This is a genomic window from Aureimonas phyllosphaerae (assembly GCF_047943035.1).
Lineage (GTDB): Bacteria > Pseudomonadota > Alphaproteobacteria > Rhizobiales > Rhizobiaceae > Aureimonas > Aureimonas phyllosphaerae.
On sequence record NZ_CP181348.1, the window covers coordinates 3,101,732 to 3,123,723 of the forward strand.

Below are 21,992 nucleotides of genomic sequence, written 5' to 3' on the forward strand. Positions count from 1 at the left end.
TCAGGCCTTGCCGAACACGCGGCGGAAGATCGTGTCGACGTGCTTGGTGTGGTAGCCGATGTCGAACTTCTCGCGGATCTCTGCTTCCGACAAAGCGGCTGTGACCTCGGCGTCGCCGAGGAGCTCGGTCAGGAAGTCGGCGCCGTGCTCCCACACCTTCATCGCGTTGCGCTGGACGAGACGATAGGCGTCCTCGCGGCTGACGCCGGCCTGCGTGAGAGCGAGCAGCACGCGCTGCGAATGGACGAGACCCTTGAACTGGTTGAGGTTGCGGTCCATCCGCTCGGGATAAACCAGCAGCTTGTCGATCACGCCGGTGAGGCGTCCCAACGCGAAGTCGAGCGTCACCGTGGCGTCCGGGCCGATGTAGCGCTCGACGGAGGAATGCGAGATGTCGCGCTCGTGCCAGAGAGCGACGTTCTCCATCGCCGGCATGGCAAAGGAGCGGACCATCCGGGCGAGGCCCGTCAGGTTCTCGGTGAGGACTGGGTTGCGCTTGTGCGGCATCGCCGACGAGCCCTTCTGCCCGGGCGAGAAATATTCTTCGGCTTCCAGCACCTCGGTCCGCTGAAGGTGGCGGATTTCCGTGGCGAGCCTCTCGATGGAGGAGGCGATCACGCCGAGCGTCGCGAAGTACATGGCGTGGCGATCGCGCGGAATGACCTGCGTCGACACCGGCTCCGGCTTCAGCCCGAGCGCCTTCGCCACATGCTCCTCGACGCGCGGATCGATGTTGGCGAAGGTGCCGACCGCACCTGAGATCGCACAGGTCGCCACCTCTTCGCGCGCCGCGCGGAGGCGGTCACGGCAGCGGTCGAACTCGGCATAGGCAAGGGCGAGCTTGACACCGAACGTCGTCGGTTCGGCATGGATGCCGTGGCTGCGGCCGATGGTGACAGTGTCCTTGTGCTCGAAGGCGCGACGTTTCAGAGCTTCAAGCAGCGCGTCCATGTCCGCGAGGAGAATGTCCGTCGCCCGCACGAGCTGGACGTTGAAGCACGTGTCCAGCACGTCCGACGAGGTCATGCCCTGATGGATGAAGCGGGAATCGGGACCGACGAACTCGGCAAGATGCGTCAGGAAGGCGATGACGTCGTGCTTGGTGACGCGCTCGATCTCGTCGATCTTGTCGACGTCGAACTGCGCCGCGCCGCCCTTCTCCCAGATCGTCTTCGCCGCCTCCTTCGGGATCACGCCGATCTCGGCCAGCGCATCGCAGGCATGAGCCTCGATCTCGAACCAGATCCGGAACTTGGTCTCCTGCGACCAGACGGAGACCATCTCGGGGCGGGAATAGCGGGGGATCATCGGCGGGCCTTTCTGGCGGACGGCAAACGGGGGCTCGGCCGCGCTGTAACAGACGCGCCGCCGCGCCTCAATCGAACCCCGCGTCTCAGGCCGGCAAGTCGTACCAGCAGCGCTTGAGGTCGCCGGGTGCGGAACGGGCGGCATGGACCCCGCGGGCGACCGCGCGCGCGATCGCGCTGGTTGCGGCGGCCGCGAGTTCCACGCGTTCGGCGCCTTCCGGCCGCCAGCCGCTGCCGCCCGTCGCAGCAGCGAACACCAGGTCGCCGTCGAAGTCGGTGTGGGCCGGCCAGAGCGAGCGCGCGAAGCCATCATGCGCGGCGACCGCGAGGCGGCGAGCCGCCCCCTTGTCGAGAACCGCGTCGGTGGCCACCACCGCGATTGTCGTGGCGCCTCCCGGTCGAGGGTCAAGCTTCGTGACCGGCGACTCCGACAGGACTGGATGGGGAACGGGCAACCCGAGGCCACCGAACTCGTCATCGATCTCGAACGGCGCGGCATGGAAGTGCCGGCCGGAGCCGACCAGCGGCGAGCCGAGCGCGTTCACCGCCACGAGTGCCGCGACCGTCGCGCCCGACCGAAGCCTGACGGAGGCCGATCCGAGGCCACCCTTGACCACCGCCGTCGTTGCGCCGGTTCCCGCGCCGACGCTTCCCAGTTCGAACCGTTCGCTCGCAGCAGACGCCGCCTCGAAGCCCAGTTCGCGGTACGGCGAGTGGAGGCCCCAGTCCTTGGCACCACCATTGGCGAGATCGAACAGGATCGCCGCCGGAACGATGGGGACGCGGTGGCCGGCGGCCAGGAAACCTCGACCAACGGAGCGCAGGTAGGCCTGTACGCCGGACGCGGCATCGAGACCGAAGGCGGAGCCGCCGGACAGGACAAGAGCGTCGATACCGGGAACGAGCTTGTCGGGCGCGAGCAGGTCCGTCTCGCGTGTGCCGGGTGCCCCGCCGAGAATCTCCACGGCCGCGACGCACGGCGCATCGAAAAGGATCGCCGTCGAGCCGCTTTTCAGCTTTTCATCCTGTGCGTTTCCGACGCGCACCCCTGCGATATCGGTCAGGAGGTTGCGCGGACCCGTCTGCCAGATGGCGGCCATTCAGCTCAACCCTCGGCGTCCGGCACGAAGCGTTGCCCGTCCCAGCGATAGGCGCGGAAGGGCGCCACATCGGCTGCGCCTTCGCCATCGAAGCGCACGAGACCGGCGGTGGTGATGAACGTCTCGTCGTTCAGGAGGTCGATCACGCTGCGACTTTCGGCTCGAGCCCGCGTCCCTGCCTGAATGGCGATCTCGGCGCCGACGCGCGCGATCCGCGCATAGCCCTCGTCTTCCGGGGGCGTTTCGGACGGCGCCCAGTCGACATCGAAGCCGCTAGCAAGCGCCACGACACCGGCGGGTAGCGCCACGCCGCCTCCGGCGTCGATCAGGGATTCGCCCCCTGCCGCCTCGAGCGTCGACCCGATCTCCGCCGCGTCACGCAAAATCACCGCCGTATCGCTGCGTGCCCCGAGGAACAGGACACGGGTCACCCCGCTCTGCTGAAGACGACGGGCGACAGGAAACTGTTTTTCCTCCGCTGGCCGGTAGGTTTCCGTGACGGCCGCACGCAGGCCATCGGCCTCCAGCGCCTGACGCACCTTATCGGCGAGATCGCGCGATTGCGGTGAACCGTCTTCGACGATGCCGAACGCCGTGTCGGACCATCTTTCGCGCACAAACCCGGCGAGCGCCCGCGCCTCCGCACCTGCGGCCGGCGCAAGTCGCCAGACGAGGGCACCGTGCTGCTGCCGTTGTCGCTGGATGCGCGCCGCCCGCACACCGACGTCGAGAACCGGGATCGCCGCCGCGGACAGTTTCGGCAGGGCCGCCTCGAGTGCGACGGTACAGAGGAAGCCGACCGCTGCCGCGGCCCGTGCAGCGATCAACGCATTCGCCGCTTCGCGGCCGCCATCTGCCGAGCAGAACGTGTCGACCGATACGGTCGTCCCTCCGTTTTCCTCCGCGGCGCGCTTGGCACCCGCCTCGATCTGGCGGCCCAGAATCTCGTTCGGGCCGCTGAGGGGGGCGGCGATGCCGATCACGAGCGCGTCACCGGATTGCGCCCGAACCGACGCTATCGGCACGGTTGCGAGGAGAGCGGCAAGGATAAGGGCGCGGACGGCATGTGGCATGCCTTCTTCTAGCGCCTTCCGGGACCGGGAGCGAGGTGGCTTCGCTTGACCCTTCGCGCACGCGCCGCTTAAGTCGCCGCGGGCCGCCGAAACCGGCGCGCAGCGGGAGATCGGACCCGGCATCAAGGCCGATGGTCCCAAACTGTTTCGGGAGTTCAAGCATGATCGGCGGACGCAAAGCCATTCTGGGCCTGACGGCTTCTCTTCTCGCGCTCGGCGTTTCCGCCGCGTGGGCGCAGGATGCCGGGATCAAGGTCGGCCTCATCGGCGGCATCACCGGCCCGATCGAGAGCCTCATGCCGCCGATCGCCAATGCAGCGAAGCTCGCGGTCGCGCAGGTAAACGAAGCCGGCGGCATCGGCAAGAGCGGCGCGAAGGTCGAAATGGTGATCGGCGACGACGGCTGCGTCGATGCCGCGCGCGCGTCGGACGCCGCCGACCGTCAGGTAAATTCCGAGAAGGTGGCGGGCATCGTCGGCGCCATGTGCTCCGGCGCGACGATCGCCGCCGCCAACGCCGCGGCGATCCCAGGCGGCGTCGTGATGGTGTCTCCCGCCTCGACCTCGCCGGCGGTGACCGATCTCAACGACAACGACCTCGTGTTCCGCACCGCGCCGTCCGACGCTTACCAGGGCGAAGTGCTGGCGCGCGTCGTCAAGAAGAACGGCATCGACAATGTCGCGATCACCTACGTCAACAACGACTACGGAACCGGTTTCGCGCAGGCCTTCCAGAAGGCCTACGAGGCGGACGGCGGCACGGTGACGGTCTCGCAGGCACACGAGGACGGCAAGGCCGACTACCGTGCCGAGATCGGCTCGCTCGCGTCGTCGGGCGCCGATGCGCTGGTGGTGCTGGCCTATGTCGACGGCTCGGGCGGGCGCATCGTGGCGCAGGCGCGCGAAACGGGCGACTTCTCGACCTTCGTCGGCGGCGACGGCATGGTCGGCGGCAACCTGACCAACGTCACCGGAGGTGACGAGAAGCTGATCCTGACGCGTCCGGGCGGCACGGCGGCGCTGGGCGCCGAGCAGTTCGCGACCGCGGCCAAGGCTGCCAACATCGATCCCGCCGCAACCTACACTTCGACGTCCTACGACGCGGCCTTCGCGCTGCTCTTGGCGCTGGAAAAGACGGGCGGCTCGCGCGAGGGCCTGAGCCAAGCGCTGCGCGACGTGGCTTCGGCGCCTGGCGAGGTGATCCTGCCGGGCGAGTGGACGAAGGCGAAGCAGTTGATCGAGGCCGGCACCGACATCAACTACGAGGGTGCGTCAGGCGCACTCGAGTTCGACGCCAAGGGCGACGTTCCCGGCTCATACGACGAGGTCACCGTCAAGGACGGCAAGATCGTGGTCGTCGGGCCCGCGATGTAAGCCGAGCGAGCGCATTCGAAACGACGAAGCCCCAGAGTTCGCGCTCCGGGGCTTTTTTCGTGTCAGTGCTTCTTCATGGGGTCGTGTCCCCAATTCATCAGCGAGTACCGCCAGGGGGTGTCCTCGATCTCGCCCTTCGGCTTCTGCTTCATGTGCCGCTTGATGTAGCCGACGACCTTCTGCATGTGCTCGTACTCGGCGTCGGTGAGATCTGACTTCTTCATGCCCTTAATCTCGATGATCTCGCGGCCGGACTTGTGTCCAACGGACTCCCCCTTGCCGCCGGATTTGGCTCCGACGTCCTTGGACTCGTCCGTCTCCAGCCACGTTTCGAGCTGCTTCGGCGTCATGTTCACGAGGTCCTTGAACTCTGCATAGACCTCGGCTCGCTTGTCGTCGTCCATTGGTGCGCTCCCGCTGTGGTTGCGCGCCCAACGACTCCTTCCTGTGGACGGTTCCTGCGAAAACCGTTCAGTCGGTCCGACACCGTTCCGGCAGCACGCCGTGGGGCGCGAAGCGCAGGACCAGCGTGATCGTAAGGCCGATCACGAACACGCGCATCTGCAACGCACGCGAATCGAGGTCTGCGGGGGCGACCCATCCGAAGAGGCTTTGACCCCAGTCGCGCGCCAGCGAGAAGAGCGTCAGCGCAGCCGGTTCTGACATCGTCCACACGATGTAGACAAAGACTGCACCGAAGATCGCACCGCGATTGTTTCCGGCGCCTCCCAGGATCACCATCACCCAGATCAGGAACGTGTGGTTCAGGTCGACGAAGCCCGAAGGATCGAAGATCGAGGTGAAATGGACGAGGATCGCTCCACCAAGGCCCATCAGCATGGCGCCGAGGACGAAGATCTCGAGCCGGCGCCCATCCACGTTCTTGCCCATCGAGGCCGCGGCCGCCTCGTTGTCGCGGATGGCACGCATCATGCGGCCCCACGGCGCTCGGTAAGCGCGCTCCATCAGGAGGTAGACAACGAGGAGGATCACGGCGGTGACGGCGAGATACAGGCTCCGGCCCCAGAGGAAACCGACCTCCGCCGGCGTGGGTACCGGCCACGGCAGCGGCGAGACGGTGAGGGTGCCGCGCGTCAGCCAATCGGCGTTCCGCAGGAAGGTCTTGATGATCTGCGCGATTCCGAGCGTGGCGATGGCGAGATAGTCGGCTCGCAGTCCGAGGCAGATCTTGCCGATGACATAGGCGATCGCGCCTGCCACGACGCCAGCCGCGACCCAACCGACGCCAACCGGCAGACCGAAGCCGCCGATGAAGCCTGCCTCGGCCTCGATAGCGGTGGTCGCCGGATCGAACTTCGCGGTGACCAGCATGAAGGCGATCGCACTGGAGATCACGGTGAGGGCGGTGACGAGTCCCTGCGGCAGACCTAGCCGGCGTGTCTGCGATATGAGCCCCACGACGACAACTGCACCGACCAGCCACACGAGAGCTTCACCCAGCATCGGCGCTCCGCGCGACGCCCAGAACGCTTCGTTGACCGGGAAGGTCATCAGCACGGAGGCGAAAGCACCAGCCACAATGAAGCCCATGATGCCGACGTTGAAGAGGCCGGCGTAACCCCATTGAATGTTCAGCCCGATCGCGATGATCGCATAGGCCGCGGCTTCGACGAGCATGCGGGTCGCATAGGCCGAACCCTGAAGCCAGAAGACGAGCGCGACCAGCGCACAGAGCGCCAGGATCAGGACGAGTTCGCGGTTGCGGTTCGAGGAGACGGATCCGCCGCGCATCAGAACACCCGCCCCTTGAAGATACCGGTCGGCCGGTAGATCAACACAACGATCAGGATGAAGAACGGCACCACGAGACGATATTCGGTCGGCACGAAGGCGAGGTTTGCGGGAATTTCGAGCCCTGCGGGCAGCAGTCCCTGGAAGGGGCGTAGCAGCACCGACAGATTGAACACGGACAGCGTCTCAGCGAAGCCGATGAGATAGCCTCCGGCGATGGCACCGTAGGGTTGGCCGATGCCGCCGACGATCGTCGCGGCGAAGATCGGCAGCAGGATGTTGTAGGCGAGGTCCGGCTTCAGCTGCACGTCCATCGCGAGCATCGTACCGGCGATGGCGGCCAGGGACCCGCCGATGACCCACGTCGCCTTGACCACTGTATCCAGCGGAATGCCGGTCACGCGGGCGAGGTCCGGATTGTCAGATACGGCGCGCATCGCCTTGCCCAACCGCGAACGCGTGAGGAAGACGTGCAGAGCCACGACGGACACGACGGTCAGGACGATCAGCGCCAGCTGCGGCTCGGTGATTACGATCGGTCGACCACCCGTCGGAATGCGGAAAATCTGCTTGGGTGCCTCCTGATACATATCGCGCGAGCCCGTGCCGGCGAAGAGGCGGATCAGCCCTTGCAGCATCAGCGTCACGCCGATCGACGCCATCACCATCACGACGGGCCGTGCGCCGCGCTCGCGCAACGGCTTGTAGAACGCCTTGTCGAGCCCGATCGCGAAGACCGACGTCAGCAGCATCACGACCGGCAGGAGTAAGAGTACCAACGGGACGGGCAACGATATGCCGAAGGCGGCACACAGGCTGGCCAGCATAAAGGCGAAAAAGGCAGCCGCCGTCATCATGTCGCCGTGGGCGAAATGGGCGAAGCGCAGGATGCCGAAGATCAGCGTCACGCCGACGGCGCCGAGGGCGTAGATGGAGCCGATGATCAGCCCGCCCATCAGGCCACGGTTGATGAAGAAAACTAGCTCGTCCAACGGATTGTCTCGAAGAGTTCGATCAAGGGGCGAGGCGTCGGCTCAGCCGCCCAGGAAGGATTTTGCGACATGCGGATCGGCCAGAAGAGCCGCGCCGGTGTCGGTGAAGCGGTTGCGCCCGCCAGCCAGCACGAACCCCTTGTGGGCGATCCCGAGTGCCTGCTTGGCGTTCTGCTCGACCATCGCGACGGTGACGCCCGAGGCATTGACCGCGAGGATGCGGTCGAAGATTTCGCTCATGTAGCGGGGCGAGAGGCCAGCCGTCGGCTCGTCCAGAAGGATCAGCTTCGGGTCGATCATCAGAGCGCGTCCCACCGCCACCATCTGGCGCTGGCCGCCCGAGAGTTCGCCCGCCGGCTGCCGGCGTTTGTCCTTGAGCGGTGGAAAAATGTCGTAGACGCGATCGAGCAACCCCGACACGTCGTCGCGCCGGACATAGGCCCCCATTTCGAGGTTCTCGTGGACGCTCAGCGTCTTGAAGACGTTGTGCTCCTGCGGCACGAACGCCATGCGCAGGGCGCTGAGGCTGTCGGTCGGGCGATTGGTGATCTCCTGCCCATCGAACATGATCCGGCCTGAAGAGACGCGCAGCAGTCCAAAGATCGCCTTCAGCGTCGTCGACTTGCCGGCCCCGTTCGGTCCGACGATGACGCCGATCTCGCCGGCTTCGAGCTCGAGGTTCACCCCGTTCAGGATCATCGCCTCGCCGTAGCCGGCGACGACGTTCTCGACCTTCAGGAGGCTCATGCGCTCGCTCCCGGGCCCGTGGTCGCATGGCCGGTGGGGGAGCCTCCGAAATAGGCCTCGACTACGGCTTCGTCCGCCTGGATCTCGGCCAGCGTTCCGGTCCGCATGACTTCGCCTGCGGCCATGACGATCACCGGGTCGCAAAGACGGCCGATCAGGTCCATGTCGTGCTCGATCACGAAGAAGGTGTAGCCGCGTTCGCGGTTGAGGCGCTCGATGTTGGCCGCGATGTCATTGAGAAGCGTGCGGTTTACCCCCGCCGCGATCTCGTCGAGAAGTACGATCTTGGCATCCACCATCATCGTGCGGGCAAGCTCGACGAGCTTCTTCTGGCCGCCGGAAAGGTTGCCTGCAAGCTCGTGCGCGACATGGCCGATCTTGAGGAAGTCGATCACGTCTTCCGCCCGTTCGCGCACCCGCACCTCGAACTCGCGGACCGTCCGGCCTCGGAACCAGGCTTCCAGAAGGTTCTCGCCGGGCTGGCCGCCGGGCACCATCATCAGGTTCTCAATGACGCTCAGATGCGAGAACTCGTGGGCGATCTGGAACGTGCGCAGGAGCCCGCGGTCGAAGAGCTGATGCGGTTTCAGGCCCTGGATCTCGCGCCCTTCGAACAGGATCTGTCCGGACGAGGGCGCCAGATTGCCGGCGACCATGTTGAACAGCGTCGACTTGCCTGCGCCGTTCGGCCCGATCAGCCCGGTGATGCCGCCCTGTTCCACCGTCAGCGAACAGCGGTTCACCGCCGTGAAGCCGCCGAACCGGCGCGTTACGTCCCTGACCTCGAGGATCGGCGCCATGTCGGCTTCCTATCGCATTGAAACATTTCCCGAAGCGGCGCACGAACGCGGCGCCGCGGGAGCGGGCACGTCCTGAAGGCTTGCGGCTGCGATGTCAAACGCGTTGACGTTCGCGTCGCTCACGAACTCGAAAAGTTTCAGGGCCTATGGTGCGCACTGTCGGCCAGCGCCCCATGTTGAGAGGGCGTCCCGCAAACGACGTGACAGCCCGAAGGACGAATCTTGCTTCTGACCCACGCCGAAATCGACCGGACGGCTTTCCGCGAGGCGATGAGCCATTTCGCCGCCGCGGTAAGCCTCGTGACGACGGACGGTCCGGCCGGACGGCGCGGCGTGACGGTCACCTCGGTCTGCTCGGTTTCCGACGATCCGGCAACGCTTCTCGTTTGCCTCAACCGGTCCAGCGCGGCCAACGCCCGGTTCGCCGAGAACGGTGTCTTCGCAGTCAATGTCCTCGCCGACCGCAGTGAGACGGTGGCGCGCGCCTTTGCGGGCGAGGGCAAGCTCGACCTCGATCAGCGGTTCGCGTCGGGGCGCTGGACGACCATCGAGACCGGTGCGCCGATTCTCGAGGATTCGATCGTATCCTTCGACTGCCGCATCCTCGAAAGCCGGACGGTCGCGACCCATCAGGTGACGATCGGTCAGGTCGTCGGGCTGTCGGTCCCGAGAGCGGGGCACAGCTTGCTGTACCGTGCGCGGCGATATCATGCGCTGCAGCACCTCGACCCGGAATGACATGGTTGTGACGCGGGGCGTTCGGCCTATCTTGTTGAGACCCACGCCAGCGGACATCATGCGTTGACCCAAGTCCCCCGCAGCATCGACGAGACGGAGACCCTCCTTTCCGAAGGGGGCTACGTCGCCGACCGCTCGCTCGCCACCGTCCTGTTCCTGGCACTGCGCATGCGGCGTCCGCTCTTTCTCGAAGGGGAAGCCGGGGTCGGCAAGACGGAGATCGCCAAGGTCCTGGCGGATCGGCTGGGACGTCCCCTGATCCGGCTCCAGTGTTACGAAGGTCTCGACGTCTCCACCGCGCTCTACGAGTGGAATCATGCCGCGCAGATGATCGAGATCCGCCTGCGCGAGGCAAGTGGCGACACGGCGCGCGATGCGATGCGCTCCGACATCTTCTCCGAACGGTTCCTGATTCGTCGCCCGGTGCTGCAGGCTTTGGAAGGCGACCCCGGACGCGCGCCGGTTCTCCTCATCGACGAACTCGACCGGGCCGACGAGGCGTTCGAGGCGTTCCTCCTGGAAGTCCTGTCGGACTTTCAGGTGACGATCCCGGAACTCGGCACGATCCGCGCCACAGAGATTCCGATCGTCATCGTGACGACCAATCGTACCCGCGAGATCCACGACGCCCTCAAGCGCCGCTGCCTCTATCACTGGCTCGACTACCCCGACGCCGCGCGCGAACTGGAGATCGTGCGCCGCAAGGTGCCGACGGCGCGCGCCGACTTGAGCGCCGAACTCGTCGCCTTCGTTCAGCGCCTGAGGGGCGAGGACCTGTTCAAGGCGCCCGGCGTTGCCGAAACGCTCGATTGGGCGACGGCCCTGACCGAACTCGATGCCGTCGCGCTCGACCCCGAACTGATCACCGATACGTTGGGCGTCCTGCTGAAGTACCAGGACGACATCGCGCGGATCGGCCAAAGCGAGGCGGACGAGATGCTGAGGGCCATTCGTAGGGAGCACGCTTCCGCATGATCGCGGGAGGGCACCTCGCCGAAAACGTCACGCACTTTTCGCGCGCGCTGCGACGGGCGGGACTGCGTGTCGGTCCGGCCGATACGCTTGCCGCGATCGAGGCCATCCGCGCCGGGGGTATCGGATCGCGCGACGATTTCTACTGGACGCTGCACGCCGTCCTCGTAGCTCGCCGCGAAGACACGCCGGTCTTCGACGAGGCGTTCCGACTGTTCTGGCGTTCACGACAACTGGTCGAGCGCATGCTGGCGATGTTCTCGGCAAAGACACCTGCGAAGGCGGAGCCGCCCCCGGCGAAGGCCGGTGCCCGGCGGGTATTCGACGCGCTGGAAGGCCGCGCCGATGCCCGCCGCGTTGAGGAACGTCCGACGCTCGATGTCGATGCGCGGCTCACGGTCTCGGCGGATGAGGTTTTTCGGGCCAAGGACTTCGCTCAGATGAGTGCGGCGGAGCTCGCGGAGACGAGGGCGGCGATCCGCCGCCTGGTTTCGCCCGACGACCGAGTCGTCTCGCGCCGCTTTCGCTCAGACGGCCACGGGCGACGTTTCGATGCACGGCGCACGCTGCGGGCCTCGATCCGCTCCGGTGGCGATCTCATTCTGCCGCGGTTCTATCGCCCGCGTACCGTGCTACCCCCGCTGGTGGTGATCGCCGACATTTCGGGTTCCATGAGCCAGTACAGCCGCGTGATACTGCATTTCATGCATGCGATGTCGGCGAAGCGTCGGGTTCGAGCCTTTCTGTTCGGCACGCGGCTGACCCCCATCACGCGGCAACTCGCCCGCAAGGATCCCGATGAGGCCGTTGCCGCGTGCAGCAATCTGGTGCGGGACTGGTCGGGAGGGACGCGCATCGGCGCGGCGCTTGAAGAGTTCAATCGACGCTGGTCGCGACGCGTCCTGTCCGGCGGCGCCATCGTTCTGTTGGTGACGGACGGTCTCGAGCGGGACGACATGCAGCGGCTTGCCTGTGAGGCGGATCGCCTTCATCGCTCGTGCAGGCGGTTGATCTGGCTCAATCCCTTGCTGCGGTTCGATGGATTCTCGGCCCGCGCTCGCGGCGTTCGTGCCTTGCTGCCGCATGTCGACGAGTTCCGGTCCGCCCATTCGCTGGATTCCCTCGCCGATCTTTGCGCCGCGCTCTCTCGCACGCGGGCGGGTCGCGATATGGAGCCGCGCACCTGGCTGAAAGCCGGCGAGGCCGCTTGAGGAACGCGAAATGAGCGACGCAACGGATATCCTGGCTACCGCCGAACGCTGGGCCTCCGAGGGGAAACGTGCAGCTCTGGCGACCGTGGTCGAGACGTGGGGCTCCGCCCCGCGACCGGTCGGCAGCCACCTCGTCATCGACGAGGACGGCGGGTTCGAGGGCTCGGTGTCAGGCGGTTGCGTCGAAGGTGCGGTGATCTCCGAGGCTCTGGACGTGATCGCCAGCGGAGAGCCGAAGATGCTCGAGTTTGGTGTCGCCGACGAGACCGCCTGGCGCGTCGGCCTGTCCTGCGGCGGCCGTATTCGTGTCTATGTCGAGCGCGTGGGCTAATGCGAGCGGATCTTCTCCGGGCGTTGAACGCCGAGCGACGGGCACGCCGCGGATGTCTCGTCTTGACCGATCTGGCCACCGGTTCCCAGCGACTGGTGCGTGAGGGTGATGCAGAGACGGAAGGAGAGGCTGTGCAGCGAGCGCTCCGCGCTGGACGCTCAGGCATTCTCGAGGGAACGAAGACGTTTCTGAATGTCTATCTGCCGCCGCCACGGATCGTGGTTGTCGGCGCGGTCCACATCAGCCAGGCGCTGGCTCCGATGGCGTCGATTGCCGGTTTCGACATTTCGATCATAGACCCGCGCACGGCCTTTGCGACACCGGAGCGGTTTCCCGGCGTCCCGTTGCATGCGAAATGGCCGGAAGATGCGCTGAAGGAACGGCCACTCGATGCCTACACAGCGCTTGTCGCGGTCACGCACGATCCGAAGATCGATGACCATCCGTTGATCGAGGCTCTTGAAGTCGGCTGCTTCTATGTCGGGGCATTGGGCAGTCGAAAGACCCATGCGCGTCGGATCGAGCGACTTTTGTCGGCCGGCGTGCCGCAGCATCGGATCGGCCGGATCGAGGCGCCGATCGGCGTCGATATCGGCGCATCGACGCCAGCAGAAATTGCTGTCGCGGTTCTGGCATCGGTGATTGCGGCTTTCCGCGGTCGTAAGATGCACGCGGAACGTCGGGGCGAGGCGGGAGGCGCATGAAGTTCGGCCCTGTGCCGACGGCCGAGGCTCGAGGTGGCCTCTTGGCGCACGCCCTGACCGTCGACGGACGCCGGCTCGCAAAGGGTCACGCGCTTTCCGGCGACGACCTGCGGCAACTTCAGGACCAAGGCGTCAGCGAGGTCGTCGTCGCCCGGCTGGACCCGGACGATGTGACGGAAAACGATGCCGCTGCCAGGATCGCCCTCGCGCTGGCTGCCGACGGCATATCCGTCGCGCCGCCTGGGACCGGTCGAGCCAATCTTCACGCCGAGGCATCGGGAATCTTCCTGCCGGACCGATCGCTGATCGATGCCGTCAACCGCATCCATCCGGGCATCACCGTGGCGACCCTTGCGGAGTATACATCGGTCGAAGCTCATCGCATGCTCGCGACGGTCAAGATCATACCGCTCGCGGTACCGGGAGCGGCTGTCGCGGAGGCGGAACGGGTTCTGTCCGGCGGGACGGCGCTTCGATTGAAGCGGTACAGAGCTCGCGGCGTCGGGCTCGTCCAGACCGAACTGCCGACGATCAAGGCCACCACGCTCGACAAGACCCGGCGTATCCTGGAGGGACGGCTCTCTCCGTCGGGTTCGATATTGCTTCGCGAAGTCCGATGCCCGCATGACGCCGGCGAACTGGCGCGCCGACTGAGCGACGCGGCGGCAGACGAGGAACTGACGATCGTCTTCGGCGCATCCGCCGTGATCGACGAGGCCGATGTGGTGCCGGACGCGATCCGGCGGGCCGGGGGTGCCGTCCGGCACCTCGGCATGCCGGTGGATCCCGGCAATCTGCTGCTTCTCGGTCAGATCGGACCGCGTCTCGTGTTGGGTGCCCCCGGCTGCGCACGAAGCCCAATCGAGAACGGTTTCGATTGGATTCTCAATCGTCTCATGGCGGATCTTCAGGTGGGGCGCGAGGAGATCGTCGGCCTTGGCGTCGGGGGGCTACTGATGGAAATCGCGACGAGACCGCAAGCCCGTGAAGACGTCGTCTCGGTCCGACCGTCGACGCCGCGAGTCCATGCGCTCGTGCTGGCCGCCGGGCGTTCCAGCCGAATGGGCGGGCCCAACAAGCTCCTGGCGCGGTTCGGAGGCGAGCCGCTGGTCCGGCGGACTGTCGAGACCGCGCTCGCCAGCCGTGCGTGCGGTGTCACGGCGGTGACGGGCCACATGGCCGACGAGATCGGCGCGGCCCTCGAAGGTACGAGCGCCAGAATAGTGCACAACGAGGACTTTGCCGCCGGACTGTCCACGTCATTGCGGCGTGGTTTCGCGGTAGCGAGCCAGGACTCAGACGGTGTCCTGGTGCTCCTGGCTGATCAGCCGCTGCTGACGAGCGCCGATCTCGATCGGATGATCGAGGCGTTTAGCCCCGCGGGGGTCGGCTCCATCGTCCTCGCGACCGACGACGGCCGCCGGGCCAATCCTGTGATCCTTTCATCGATCTTCGCGAATGCCATCTCGACCATCGAGGGCGATGTCGGCGCACGCGCCATAGTTCAGTCGAGCGGCGAGCTCGTTCGCGAGGTCGAACTCGGACGAGCGGCGTCGCTGGACGTCGATACGCCGGATGTGATGCGAGAGGCGGGCGGGGTCTGGGATTAGCGGAAAGCTGCACGGATTCGCTGCACCACCGGAACACGATGGCTTTTGCGGCAGAAGAGCTGGCCGGGTTAGGACTTCGTTAAACATGCGGGCGCAGCCTTGAGACCGAGGGCTGCTTCCTCGGCCCGATGCAGAAGGAGCCGACATGCCTGCCGCACGTACGCCCGATCCGCAGTTACTGAAGATGCTGTCCGGCTACGGCCTGACGTTCGCGGAAATCCTCTACCGCATGCCGGATCACCCGGCCTTCCTCCAGACCTTCTTCTGGCAGTTCGACGACATCGCGCCGGACTATCCGCGCCTCCGACGCTTCCTCGACCACTGGGAGCGCGACGTGGAGGCAAAGATCCACTCTGTCCGCGTGATGCACCAGGGCCTGATCCAGCCGCGCGAAATCAAGCTCGTGCGCGAGGTCGGCTACCTCAACTGACGCGTCAGATGAGACTTTCGGCGCGGAAGCTGAAATGGCCGTTTCGGCCGATGATGACGTGATCGTGTATCTTGATGCCGAGTGCTTCGGCGACGTCGACCAGCGTCTTCGTCATGTCGATATCGGCGCGCGACGGACTGGGATCGCCGGACGGGTGGTTGTGGACGAGCACCAGCGCGCTCGCCGACAGGGCGAGGGCTCGGCCCATCACTTCGCGCGGGTAGACCGGCGTGTGGTTCACCGTGCCGACCTGCTGCACCTCGTCGGCGATGAGAGCGTTCTTCCGATCGAGGAACAGGATGCGGAACTGCTCGCGTGTCTCGTGCGCCATCACGGCGTGGCAGTAGTCCAAGACCGCCGACCAAGACGACAGCATCTCGCGCCCACGGATCGAAGCGCGAAATGCCCTTTGATTGACCGCGGTCACGATCCGGAGATCGAGTGCCGTGGCAGCGCCGATCCCGTCGATCTCCGTGAGCAGTTCTGCGGGCGCGTTCAATACGTCGGAGAGCGTCCCGAAGCGCTTCAGAAGAGCCTTCGCGATCGGCTTGGTGTCGCGGCGGGGGATGAAGCGGAACAGCAGGAGTTCGAGAAGTTCGTAGTCGGCCAGCGCGTCGGGCCCGGCCGACGTAAAGCGCTCACGCAACCGGTCGCGATGCCCGTCGTGATCCTTCGCAGCCGCGCGCGGCTTCGGGAGGGGCACTTCGACAGCAGCGGTCCAGTCGGGCTGCGGCGCTTCCTTCAGGCCGTCGTCCCCCTGCGCCATGATCCGTTCAGGCCTCGGCTTCGGCCCAGGCCGAAGCGGGAAAGCCCGGCATGTCGCGTCCGTTGAGAGACCTCGTGAAGACCTCGCATCCGGTCTCGGTCACGCCCACGGTGTGCTCGTACTGTGCCGAAAGCGAGCGGTCGCGCGTGACCGCAGTCCAGCCGTCGGCGAGTACCTTCACATGCGGGCGTCCGAGATTGATCATCGGCTCGATGGTGAAGATCATGCCGGGTCGCATCTCGACGCCTTCGCCGCGACGCCCGTAGTGCAGGATGTTCGGCGCGTCGTGGAAGAGGCGGCCGATCCCGTGACCGCAGAAATCCCGCACAACCGAGCAGCGCTCGCCCTCGGCGTAGGCCTGGATCGCGGCGCCGATGTCGCCGACGTGGTTGCCGGGCTTCACCGCCTCGATCCCGATCAGGAGCGAGCGATAGGTAATTTCGCACAGCCGCTCGGCGGCGCGCTTGATCTGACCGACGGGATACATGCGCGACGTGTCGCCGTAGTAGCCGTCGAGAATCAGCGTCACGTCGATGTTGACGATGTCACCTTCGCGCAGCGGCTTGTCATTGGGAATGCCGTGGCAGACGACGTGGTTGATCGAGGTACAGACGTTCTTGGTGTAGCCGCGATAGTTGAGCTGCGCCGGCAGCGCACCGTGATCGCGGGTGAACTCGAAGACGAACCGGTCGATCTCGTTGGTCGTGATCCCCGGCTTCACGATCTCGGCCAGTTGGTCCAGCACCTCCGCCGAGAGCCGGCTGACGCGGCGCATCCCCTCGAAGGCCTCCGCATCGTAGAGCCGGATGGAGCCGGTGTTGCGGAGAGGATTGGCTTCGGCTTCGAGGTAGACTGTCATGATTGCAGCGATGCGTGCCCGCGACGGGAGAGAAAGAGCTTGTGCGTGATGTCGCACCGATGGCGCATCGCTTCAAGTCCGGCGGGTCACTGGCGGACGTATCGCCCCGGCGCGTCCTCGATCACCGGCAAGCCGTTGGCGCCGGGTTCGCGGGCCGGCACCCGTTCGTTCGATTGCGCCTCAAGCCACGCCTGCCAATGCGGCCACCACGACCCCTTCGTCTCTCGTGCCTGACGCCACCAGTCGTCGAAGGACAGGTCGCGCGACGGCGAGGGTCCGACCCAGAACTGATACTTGTTCTTGGCAGGCGGATTGACGACGCCCGCGATATGGCCCGAGCCGGACACGACATAGGTGACCGGTGCACCGAGAGCCTGGCTGCCCTCGTAGACGCTGAGCGCCGGCGCGATGTGGTCTTCCTTGGTGGCGAGGTTGTAGACGGGCAGGGTGATCGACGACAGGTCGAGCCTGACCCCGCCGATCTCCATCATGCCGCGCGACAGCCGATTCTCCAGATAGCAGTTGCGCAGGTAAAAGAGGTGGTTGGCCTTCGCCATGCGTGTGGCGTCGGCGTTCCAGAACAGGAGATCGAAGGGCAGGGGTTCCTTGCCCTTCAGGTAGTTGTTGACGAAGTACGGCCAGATCAGGTCGCCGGATCGGAGAAGGTTGAAGGCCGTCGCCATCTGCGAGCCGTCGAGATACCCCTTCTCCATCGTGCGCTCGATCTCGGCGAGCTGGCCTTCGTCGACGAAGACTTTCAGATCGCCCGAGTGCTTGAAGTCGATCTGGGTCGTCAGGAACGTGACCGAGGCGATCCGGTCGTCTCCGCGGGCCTTCAAGTAGGGAAGCGAGGCAGCCAGCAGCGTCCCGCCGACGCAGTAGCCGACCATGTTGACCTCGCGCTCGCCGGTCGCCTGCTCGACCGTGTCGAGCCCGAAGGCGATGCCTTCGTCGATGTAGTCCTTCCAGCTCCGGTCGGCGTGCGCTTCGGTCGGGTTAACCCAGGAGATGACGAAGACCGTGTGCCCCTGCTCGACCATCCAGCGGATGAACGATTTCTCCGGGTTGAGATCGAGGATGTAGAACCGGTTGATCCAGGGCGGCGAGATCAGGATCGGTCGCCGGAAAACGGCTTCCGTCTGCGGCGCGTACTGAAGGATCTGGCAGACCTCATTCTCGGCAACGACCTTGCCGGGCGTCATCGCGAGGTTCTCGCCGACCGCGAATTTCGTCGGATCGGACTGGCGTAGCTTGAGCTGGCCTTTCCCCGTCATCATGTCCTCGGCGAACATGCGCATGCCGCGCACGAGATTCTCGCCGTTCTGCTCGACCGTCTCGCGGTAGAGCTCGGGGTTGGTGAGAACGAAATTGGAGGGCGAAATCGCGTTGGCGATCTGCCTCACATAGAATGCAGCCTTCTGGCGCGTGTGCGGGTCGAGGCCATCGGACCGTTCGACCAGCATGTTCGCCCAGTCCGACGTGATGACATAGGCTTCCTTGAGGAAGCCGAAGAAGAGGTTTCGGCTCCAGTCCTCGTGGGTGAATCGCTTGTCCGGCCGACCCGCCGGCGCTTCGGCCGGCGGTGCGCCGGAAGCCTTGCGGATCGAATCCGCCCACAGCCCCATGAAACGCATCATCAGTGCGCTCTGCGCCTCCAGCGAGCGCGCAGGGTCGGTCAGCCAATACTCGCCGACGCGCGACAGCGTCGCGACCATGTCGGAGTAGCTGAGTGGTCCATCCTTGATCTCGCCGCGCTCGCGCGGCTCGACCCAGGCCGACGCGGCCTTGCCGACCTGTTCCAGCATTCTTGCCATGTTGCGCGCGAACGCTTCGGGATCCCGCACCGCGTAATCCGAGAAGGAGGGCATCTCCCCGGCGGGGCCGTCGGTCGTGGATGTCGATTCCGCCATGGCCGGTCCTCCTTGATCGTCCCTTAAAGCATTATGTCGCCGCCACGACAGCGGCGTGAAGCGTCTTGCGTCGGACTTTCGTCGCCGCGCCGCAACATCGGGATGCGCGGCAACGCGCCATTCCCAAGCCGGAATCCTTCGGTTAAGAAGGTCGCGTTCGGGGGAAGGCGTTCATGATCTTGGGTGTGCGAGCGGTGCGATCGACGGTGACGAGCCTCCTGCTCGTGCTGAGCCTGTCCGCCTGCCAGTCGTTCCTACCGCGCGATGAGGCCCCGGTGACCCTTCCGCCGCTTGCGGCGGCGCCCGGCGTGTCGTCGTCCGGCCAGAAGCTCGACGAGAACGGCTATCCGATCATCGGCCGCATGCCGCGCGCGGCAAAGCCGCAGGCGACGGACGAAGCGGTGCAGCGGACCGAGCAGCGCTACGCCAACGCGGGCGCGCGAGCGCCGGGCAATTCCGAGGCCTCCTACCGTCGCGACGTGTCGGAACTCGAAGCGATCGCCGCCAGCCAACGGGCGGAAGCGGACAGGGTGCTGGCGACGAGCGCGGCGCCGGCGGACGCGGCAGCCAGCAGCCGGGCGCAGTAGAGCGCCGCCGACCGCCAGACGCGGTCGATGCGCCCGGCACCAGCGGACGCTCAGCGAATGAGCCCGTTCGGCTGCCGGTTCATGCCGCCAGCCCATTTCATGCGTCCAGCCGAAGGCCCGCATCCATGAGCGAAGAATACCACAAGATCCGCCGCCTCCCGCCCTACGTCTTCGAGGAGGTCAACAAGAAGAAGGCGGCCGCGCGCGCCCGAGGCGTCGACATCATCGACCTCGGCATGGGCAATCCCGACCTGCCGACGCCGAAGTTCGTCGTCGACAAGCTGTGCGAGGCGATCCGCGACCCGCGCACGCACCGCTATTCCGCCTCGAAGGGCATCGCGGGCCTTCGCCGCGCGCAGGCCGCCTATTACGAGCGGCGTTTCGGGGTGAAGCTGAACCCGGACACTCAGGTCGTCGCGACGCTGGGCTCGAAGGAAGGCTTCGCCAACATGGCGCAGGCGATCACGGCGCCGGGCGACGTCGTTCTCTGCCCGAACCCGACCTATCCGATCCACGCCTTCGGCTTCCTGATGACGGGCGGCACGATCCGCTCGATCCCAGCCAAGCCCGACGAGGACTTTCTGCGGGCGATCGATCGCGCCGTGCGGCACTCGATCCCCAAGCCGATCGCGATCATCCTCAACTACCCGTCGAACCCGACGGCCTACGAGGCGGACCTCGACTTCTACGCCGAGGTCGTGAAGTTCGCGAAGGAAAACGAGATCGTCATCCTGTCGGATCTCGCCTATTCCGAAATCTTCTTCGACGGTGCGCCACCGCCCTCCGTGCTGCAGGTTCCGGGCGCGATGGACGTGACGGTCGAGTTCACCTCGATGTCGAAGACGTTCTCCATGCCGGGATGGCGTGTCGGCTTCGCGGTCGGCAACGAGCGGCTGATCTCGGCTTTGGCGCGCGTGAAGTCTTATCTCGACTACGGCGCCTTCACGCCGATTCAGGTGGCGGCGACCGCGGCACTCAACGCGGGCGACGCCGCGATCGAAGAGGTGCGTTCCGTCTATCGCCATCGCCGCGACGTGCTCGTCGAATCGTTCGGGCGCGCGCATTTCGAGGTGCCGCCTCCGTCCTCGACCATGTTCGCCTGGGCGCCGATACCGGAGCGCTTCCGCTACATGGGCTCGCTGGAGTTCTCGAAGCTCCTGATCGAGAAGGCCGATGTCGCGGTCGCGCCGGGTATCGGCTTCGGCGAATACGGCGACGACTACGTGCGCATCGCTCTCGTCGAGAACGAGCATCGCATCCGTCAGGCGGCGCGCAACATTCGCCGCTTCCTTGCGTCGGGCAACGATCCCGTTCAAAAGGCGGCATCTGCGGACGCTTGAGGCTGGTCGGCCAGGCGTCCCATTCCGACGATCAAGATTCAAGGACAGCCATGGATAGCCCGCTGCGGATCGGCTTGGCCGGATTGGGAACGGTGGGCGCTTCGCTCGCCCGCCTTCTGTCGACCCGGGCGCAGACCTATGCGCTGCGGGCGGGGCGGCCGATCGAGATCGTCGCCGTGTCGGCCCGCGACCGCTCTCGCGACCGTGGGATCGACCTGTCCGCGATGGCCTGGTTCGACGATCCGGTGGCGCTCGCTTCGAAGGCCGAGATCGATCTCTTCGTCGAACTCGTCGGCGGATCGGAAGGGGCGGCGCTCACCAGCGTCAAGGCGGCGCTGAACCGGGGTATCCCGGTCGTCACGGCCAACAAGGCGCTGCTCGCGCACCACGGTGTCGAACTCGCCAAGCTCGCCCAGAAGAAGAACGCGACGATCTTCTTCGAGGCGGCGGCGGCTGGGGGAATCCCAATCATCAAGACGATGCGCGAGGCGCTGCGCGGCAACGCCGTCCATCGCGTCTACGGCATCCTCAACGGCACCTGCAACTACATGCTGACGCGCATGGAGAAGGAGGGCATCGCCTTCGACGACTGCCTCGCCGACGCGCAGCGGCTCGGCTATGCGGAAGCCGATCCCACCTTCGACATCGGCGGCTTCGATGCCGCGCACAAGCTCGCGCTTTTGACCTCGCTGGCCTTCGGCTGCGAGATCGACCTCGACTCGATCTTCATCGAGGGCATCTCGTCGGTGACGAATGCCGATATCGAGGCCGCGGCGGAGCTAGGCTATCGCATCAAGCTCTTGGCGGTCGCGCAGCGCACCGACAGCGGGATCGAGCAGCGTGTCCATCCGACGATGATCCCGGCGCATTCGGCGCTGGCGCAGGTCGACGGCGTGACCAACGCAGTTGCCGTCGATACCGACCTTCTCGGTTCGATCCTGCTCGTCGGCCCGGGCGCCGGCGGCAACGCGACGGCGTCTGCTGTCCTGTCCGACGTCCTCGATATGGCGCAGGGCGTTCGCTTGCCGACCTTCGCGGTCGATGCCAAACAACTCGCGCCCTACAAGCGCGCCCGCATGCGCGCCCACGAGGGCGGCTATTACATCCGTCTCAGCGTGCTCGATCGCGTCGGAGCCTTCGCTTCGATCGCGCGGCGGATGGCCGAGAACGATATCTCGCTGGAGTCGATCGTCCAGCGCAAACGGGACGGCCAGGACGCGAGCGATACGGCGCCGGTGATCCTCATCACCCACGAGACCACCGAGGCGGCTGTGAAGAAGGCGCTGGACGCGGTGTCAAAGGACGGGCACCTCAAGGAAGCGCCTCGGATGATCCGGATCGAGGCGCTCGACTAACCCGAGCAAGGATGGCCTTCGGTGCTGCGTATGCG

22 protein-coding genes are annotated in these 21,992 nt (G+C 65.9%); 11 read left to right on the forward strand and 11 right to left on the reverse strand.

Going from position 1 to position 21,992, the window contains the following annotated elements:
- The 3 genes from purB to ACLNGM_RS14710 form a co-directional block, all read right to left on the reverse strand.
- A complete protein-coding gene (gene purB, locus ACLNGM_RS14700; protein ID WP_416355492.1) occupies positions 1 to 1,308 on the reverse strand; it encodes an adenylosuccinate lyase in 1,308 nt (435 codons plus the stop codon).
- Positions 1,309 to 1,393: 85 nt separating this feature from the next.
- Positions 1,394 to 2,398, reverse strand: coding sequence for a P1 family peptidase (locus tag ACLNGM_RS14705; protein ID WP_416358458.1), 1,005 nt, complete (start codon positions 2,396 to 2,398; stop codon positions 1,394 to 1,396).
- Positions 2,399 to 2,412: 14 nt separating this feature from the next.
- Positions 2,413 to 3,390: an ABC transporter substrate-binding protein gene (locus ACLNGM_RS14710; RefSeq protein WP_416355493.1), complete on the reverse strand. Its 978-nt coding sequence runs from the start codon at positions 3,388 to 3,390 to the stop codon at positions 2,413 to 2,415.
- A 251-nt stretch (positions 3,391 to 3,641) separates the two neighbouring features.
- On the opposite strand from ACLNGM_RS14710, the gene ACLNGM_RS14715 reads away from it, so the two are divergent.
- Complete coding sequence (locus ACLNGM_RS14715) at positions 3,642 to 4,853, forward strand: ABC transporter substrate-binding protein (protein ID WP_416355494.1); 1,212 nt, start codon at positions 3,642 to 3,644, stop codon at positions 4,851 to 4,853.
- A 62-nt stretch (positions 4,854 to 4,915) separates the two neighbouring features.
- On the opposite strand, the gene ACLNGM_RS14720 is transcribed toward ACLNGM_RS14715, so the two are convergent.
- The 5 genes from ACLNGM_RS14720 to ACLNGM_RS14740 form a co-directional block, all read right to left on the reverse strand.
- Positions 4,916 to 5,257 (reverse strand): DUF3140 domain-containing protein, encoded by a 342-nt coding sequence (locus tag ACLNGM_RS14720; protein WP_090959541.1) that lies wholly within the window; start codon positions 5,255 to 5,257, stop codon positions 4,916 to 4,918.
- A gap of 67 nt (positions 5,258 to 5,324) precedes the next feature.
- The gene (locus tag ACLNGM_RS14725) at positions 5,325 to 6,605 is read right to left on the reverse strand and encodes a branched-chain amino acid ABC transporter permease (protein WP_416355495.1); all 1,281 of its coding nucleotides are present in this window, start codon (positions 6,603 to 6,605) and stop codon (positions 5,325 to 5,327) included.
- Positions 6,605 to 7,597, reverse strand: coding sequence for a branched-chain amino acid ABC transporter permease (locus ACLNGM_RS14730; RefSeq protein WP_416355496.1), 993 nt, complete (start codon positions 7,595 to 7,597; stop codon positions 6,605 to 6,607). The genes ACLNGM_RS14725 and ACLNGM_RS14730 overlap by 1 nt, the downstream gene beginning before the upstream one ends.
- Before the next feature lie 42 nt (positions 7,598 to 7,639).
- Positions 7,640 to 8,344, reverse strand: a complete 705-nt coding sequence (locus tag ACLNGM_RS14735; RefSeq protein ID WP_416355497.1) for an ABC transporter ATP-binding protein — start codon at positions 8,342 to 8,344, stop codon at positions 7,640 to 7,642.
- On the reverse strand, positions 8,341 to 9,144 hold the full coding sequence (locus tag ACLNGM_RS14740) for an ABC transporter ATP-binding protein (RefSeq protein WP_416355498.1): 804 nt from the start codon (positions 9,142 to 9,144) through the stop codon (positions 8,341 to 8,343). The genes ACLNGM_RS14735 and ACLNGM_RS14740 overlap by 4 nt, the downstream gene beginning before the upstream one ends.
- Positions 9,145 to 9,366: 222 nt before the next feature.
- On the opposite strand from ACLNGM_RS14740, the gene ACLNGM_RS14745 reads away from it, so the two are divergent.
- The 7 genes from ACLNGM_RS14745 (at position 9,367) to ACLNGM_RS14775 (ending at position 15,140) form a co-directional block, all read left to right on the forward strand.
- Entirely contained in the window at positions 9,367 to 9,882 is a 516-nt protein-coding gene (locus tag ACLNGM_RS14745; protein ID WP_416355499.1) for a flavin reductase, read from the forward strand.
- 63 nt (positions 9,883 to 9,945) lie between these two features.
- Entirely contained in the window at positions 9,946 to 10,857 is a 912-nt protein-coding gene (locus ACLNGM_RS14750) for an AAA family ATPase (protein WP_416355500.1), read from the forward strand.
- Positions 10,854 to 12,065: a vWA domain-containing protein gene (locus tag ACLNGM_RS14755; RefSeq protein WP_416355501.1), complete on the forward strand. Its 1,212-nt coding sequence runs from the start codon at positions 10,854 to 10,856 to the stop codon at positions 12,063 to 12,065. Before ACLNGM_RS14750 ends, ACLNGM_RS14755 begins: the two co-directional genes overlap by 4 nt.
- 10 nt (positions 12,066 to 12,075) lie before the next feature.
- The gene (locus ACLNGM_RS14760) at positions 12,076 to 12,396 is read left to right on the forward strand and encodes an XdhC family protein (RefSeq protein WP_416355502.1); all 321 of its coding nucleotides are present in this window, start codon (positions 12,076 to 12,078) and stop codon (positions 12,394 to 12,396) included.
- Positions 12,396 to 13,100 (forward strand): XdhC family protein, encoded by a 705-nt coding sequence (locus tag ACLNGM_RS14765; RefSeq protein ID WP_416355503.1) that lies wholly within the window; start codon positions 12,396 to 12,398, stop codon positions 13,098 to 13,100. The genes ACLNGM_RS14760 and ACLNGM_RS14765 overlap by 1 nt, the downstream gene beginning before the upstream one ends.
- Positions 13,097 to 14,710, forward strand: a complete 1,614-nt coding sequence (locus ACLNGM_RS14770) for an NTP transferase domain-containing protein (RefSeq protein WP_416355504.1) — start codon at positions 13,097 to 13,099, stop codon at positions 14,708 to 14,710. Before ACLNGM_RS14765 ends, ACLNGM_RS14770 begins: the two co-directional genes overlap by 4 nt.
- A gap of 145 nt (positions 14,711 to 14,855) precedes the next feature.
- The gene (locus ACLNGM_RS14775) at positions 14,856 to 15,140 is read left to right on the forward strand and encodes an usg protein (RefSeq protein WP_416355505.1); all 285 of its coding nucleotides are present in this window, start codon (positions 14,856 to 14,858) and stop codon (positions 15,138 to 15,140) included.
- Positions 15,141 to 15,144: 4 nt separating this feature from the next.
- Here the strand turns inward: ACLNGM_RS14775 and radC are convergent, their stop codons facing one another.
- The 3 genes from radC to phaC form a co-directional block, all read right to left on the reverse strand.
- A complete protein-coding gene (gene radC / locus ACLNGM_RS14780; protein WP_416355506.1) occupies positions 15,145 to 15,906 on the reverse strand; it encodes a RadC family protein in 762 nt (253 codons plus the stop codon).
- 7 nt (positions 15,907 to 15,913) lie between these two features.
- Entirely contained in the window at positions 15,914 to 16,765 is an 852-nt protein-coding gene (map, locus tag ACLNGM_RS14785; protein WP_416355507.1) for a type I methionyl aminopeptidase, read from the reverse strand.
- 86 nt (positions 16,766 to 16,851) lie between these two features.
- Positions 16,852 to 18,675, reverse strand: coding sequence for a class I poly(R)-hydroxyalkanoic acid synthase (gene phaC / locus ACLNGM_RS14790; RefSeq protein WP_416355508.1), 1,824 nt, complete (start codon positions 18,673 to 18,675; stop codon positions 16,852 to 16,854).
- Positions 18,676 to 18,848: 173 nt separating this feature from the next.
- Between phaC and ACLNGM_RS14795 the strand changes: the two genes are divergently transcribed.
- The 3 genes from ACLNGM_RS14795 to ACLNGM_RS14805 all read left to right on the forward strand — a co-directional run bounded on the left by ACLNGM_RS14795 (position 18,849) and on the right by ACLNGM_RS14805 (position 21,957).
- The gene (locus ACLNGM_RS14795; protein ID WP_090959499.1) at positions 18,849 to 19,262 is read left to right on the forward strand and encodes a hypothetical protein; all 414 of its coding nucleotides are present in this window, start codon (positions 18,849 to 18,851) and stop codon (positions 19,260 to 19,262) included.
- A gap of 125 nt (positions 19,263 to 19,387) precedes the next feature.
- Complete coding sequence (locus tag ACLNGM_RS14800) at positions 19,388 to 20,602, forward strand: LL-diaminopimelate aminotransferase (RefSeq protein WP_416355509.1); 1,215 nt, start codon at positions 19,388 to 19,390, stop codon at positions 20,600 to 20,602.
- Positions 20,603 to 20,652: 50 nt separating this feature from the next.
- Positions 20,653 to 21,957, forward strand: a complete 1,305-nt coding sequence (locus ACLNGM_RS14805; RefSeq protein ID WP_416355510.1) for a homoserine dehydrogenase — start codon at positions 20,653 to 20,655, stop codon at positions 21,955 to 21,957.
- Positions 21,958 to 21,992 lie beyond the last annotated feature (35 nt).

Coding starts and splice junctions, on each gene's coding strand:
- purB (WP_416355492.1), bottom strand. CDS start 1,308: ATGATCCCCCGCTATTCCCGCCCCGAGATGGTCTCCGTCTGGTCGCAG.
- ACLNGM_RS14715 (WP_416355494.1), top strand. CDS start 3,642: ATGATCGGCGGACGCAAAGCCATTCTGGGCCTGACGGCTTCTCTTCTC.
- ACLNGM_RS14720 (WP_090959541.1), bottom strand. CDS start 5,257: ATGGACGACGACAAGCGAGCCGAGGTCTATGCAGAGTTCAAGGACCTC.
- ACLNGM_RS14725 (WP_416355495.1), bottom strand. CDS start 6,605: ATGCGCGGCGGATCCGTCTCCTCGAACCGCAACCGCGAACTCGTCCTG.
- ACLNGM_RS14735 (WP_416355497.1), bottom strand. CDS start 8,344: ATGAGCCTCCTGAAGGTCGAGAACGTCGTCGCCGGCTACGGCGAGGCG.
- ACLNGM_RS14740 (WP_416355498.1), bottom strand. CDS start 9,144: ATGGCGCCGATCCTCGAGGTCAGGGACGTAACGCGCCGGTTCGGCGGC.
- ACLNGM_RS14755 (WP_416355501.1), top strand. CDS start 10,854: ATGATCGCGGGAGGGCACCTCGCCGAAAACGTCACGCACTTTTCGCGC.
- ACLNGM_RS14760 (WP_416355502.1), top strand. CDS start 12,076: ATGAGCGACGCAACGGATATCCTGGCTACCGCCGAACGCTGGGCCTCC.
- ACLNGM_RS14765 (WP_416355503.1), top strand. CDS start 12,396: ATGCGAGCGGATCTTCTCCGGGCGTTGAACGCCGAGCGACGGGCACGC.
- ACLNGM_RS14770 (WP_416355504.1), top strand. CDS start 13,097: ATGAAGTTCGGCCCTGTGCCGACGGCCGAGGCTCGAGGTGGCCTCTTG.
- ACLNGM_RS14775 (WP_416355505.1), top strand. CDS start 14,856: ATGCCTGCCGCACGTACGCCCGATCCGCAGTTACTGAAGATGCTGTCC.
- radC (WP_416355506.1), bottom strand. CDS start 15,906: ATGGCGCAGGGGGACGACGGCCTGAAGGAAGCGCCGCAGCCCGACTGG.
- map (WP_416355507.1), bottom strand. CDS start 16,765: ATGACAGTCTACCTCGAAGCCGAAGCCAATCCTCTCCGCAACACCGGC.
- phaC (WP_416355508.1), bottom strand. CDS start 18,675: ATGGCGGAATCGACATCCACGACCGACGGCCCCGCCGGGGAGATGCCC.
- ACLNGM_RS14795 (WP_090959499.1), top strand. CDS start 18,849: ATGATCTTGGGTGTGCGAGCGGTGCGATCGACGGTGACGAGCCTCCTG.
- ACLNGM_RS14800 (WP_416355509.1), top strand. CDS start 19,388: ATGAGCGAAGAATACCACAAGATCCGCCGCCTCCCGCCCTACGTCTTC.
- ACLNGM_RS14805 (WP_416355510.1), top strand. CDS start 20,653: ATGGATAGCCCGCTGCGGATCGGCTTGGCCGGATTGGGAACGGTGGGC.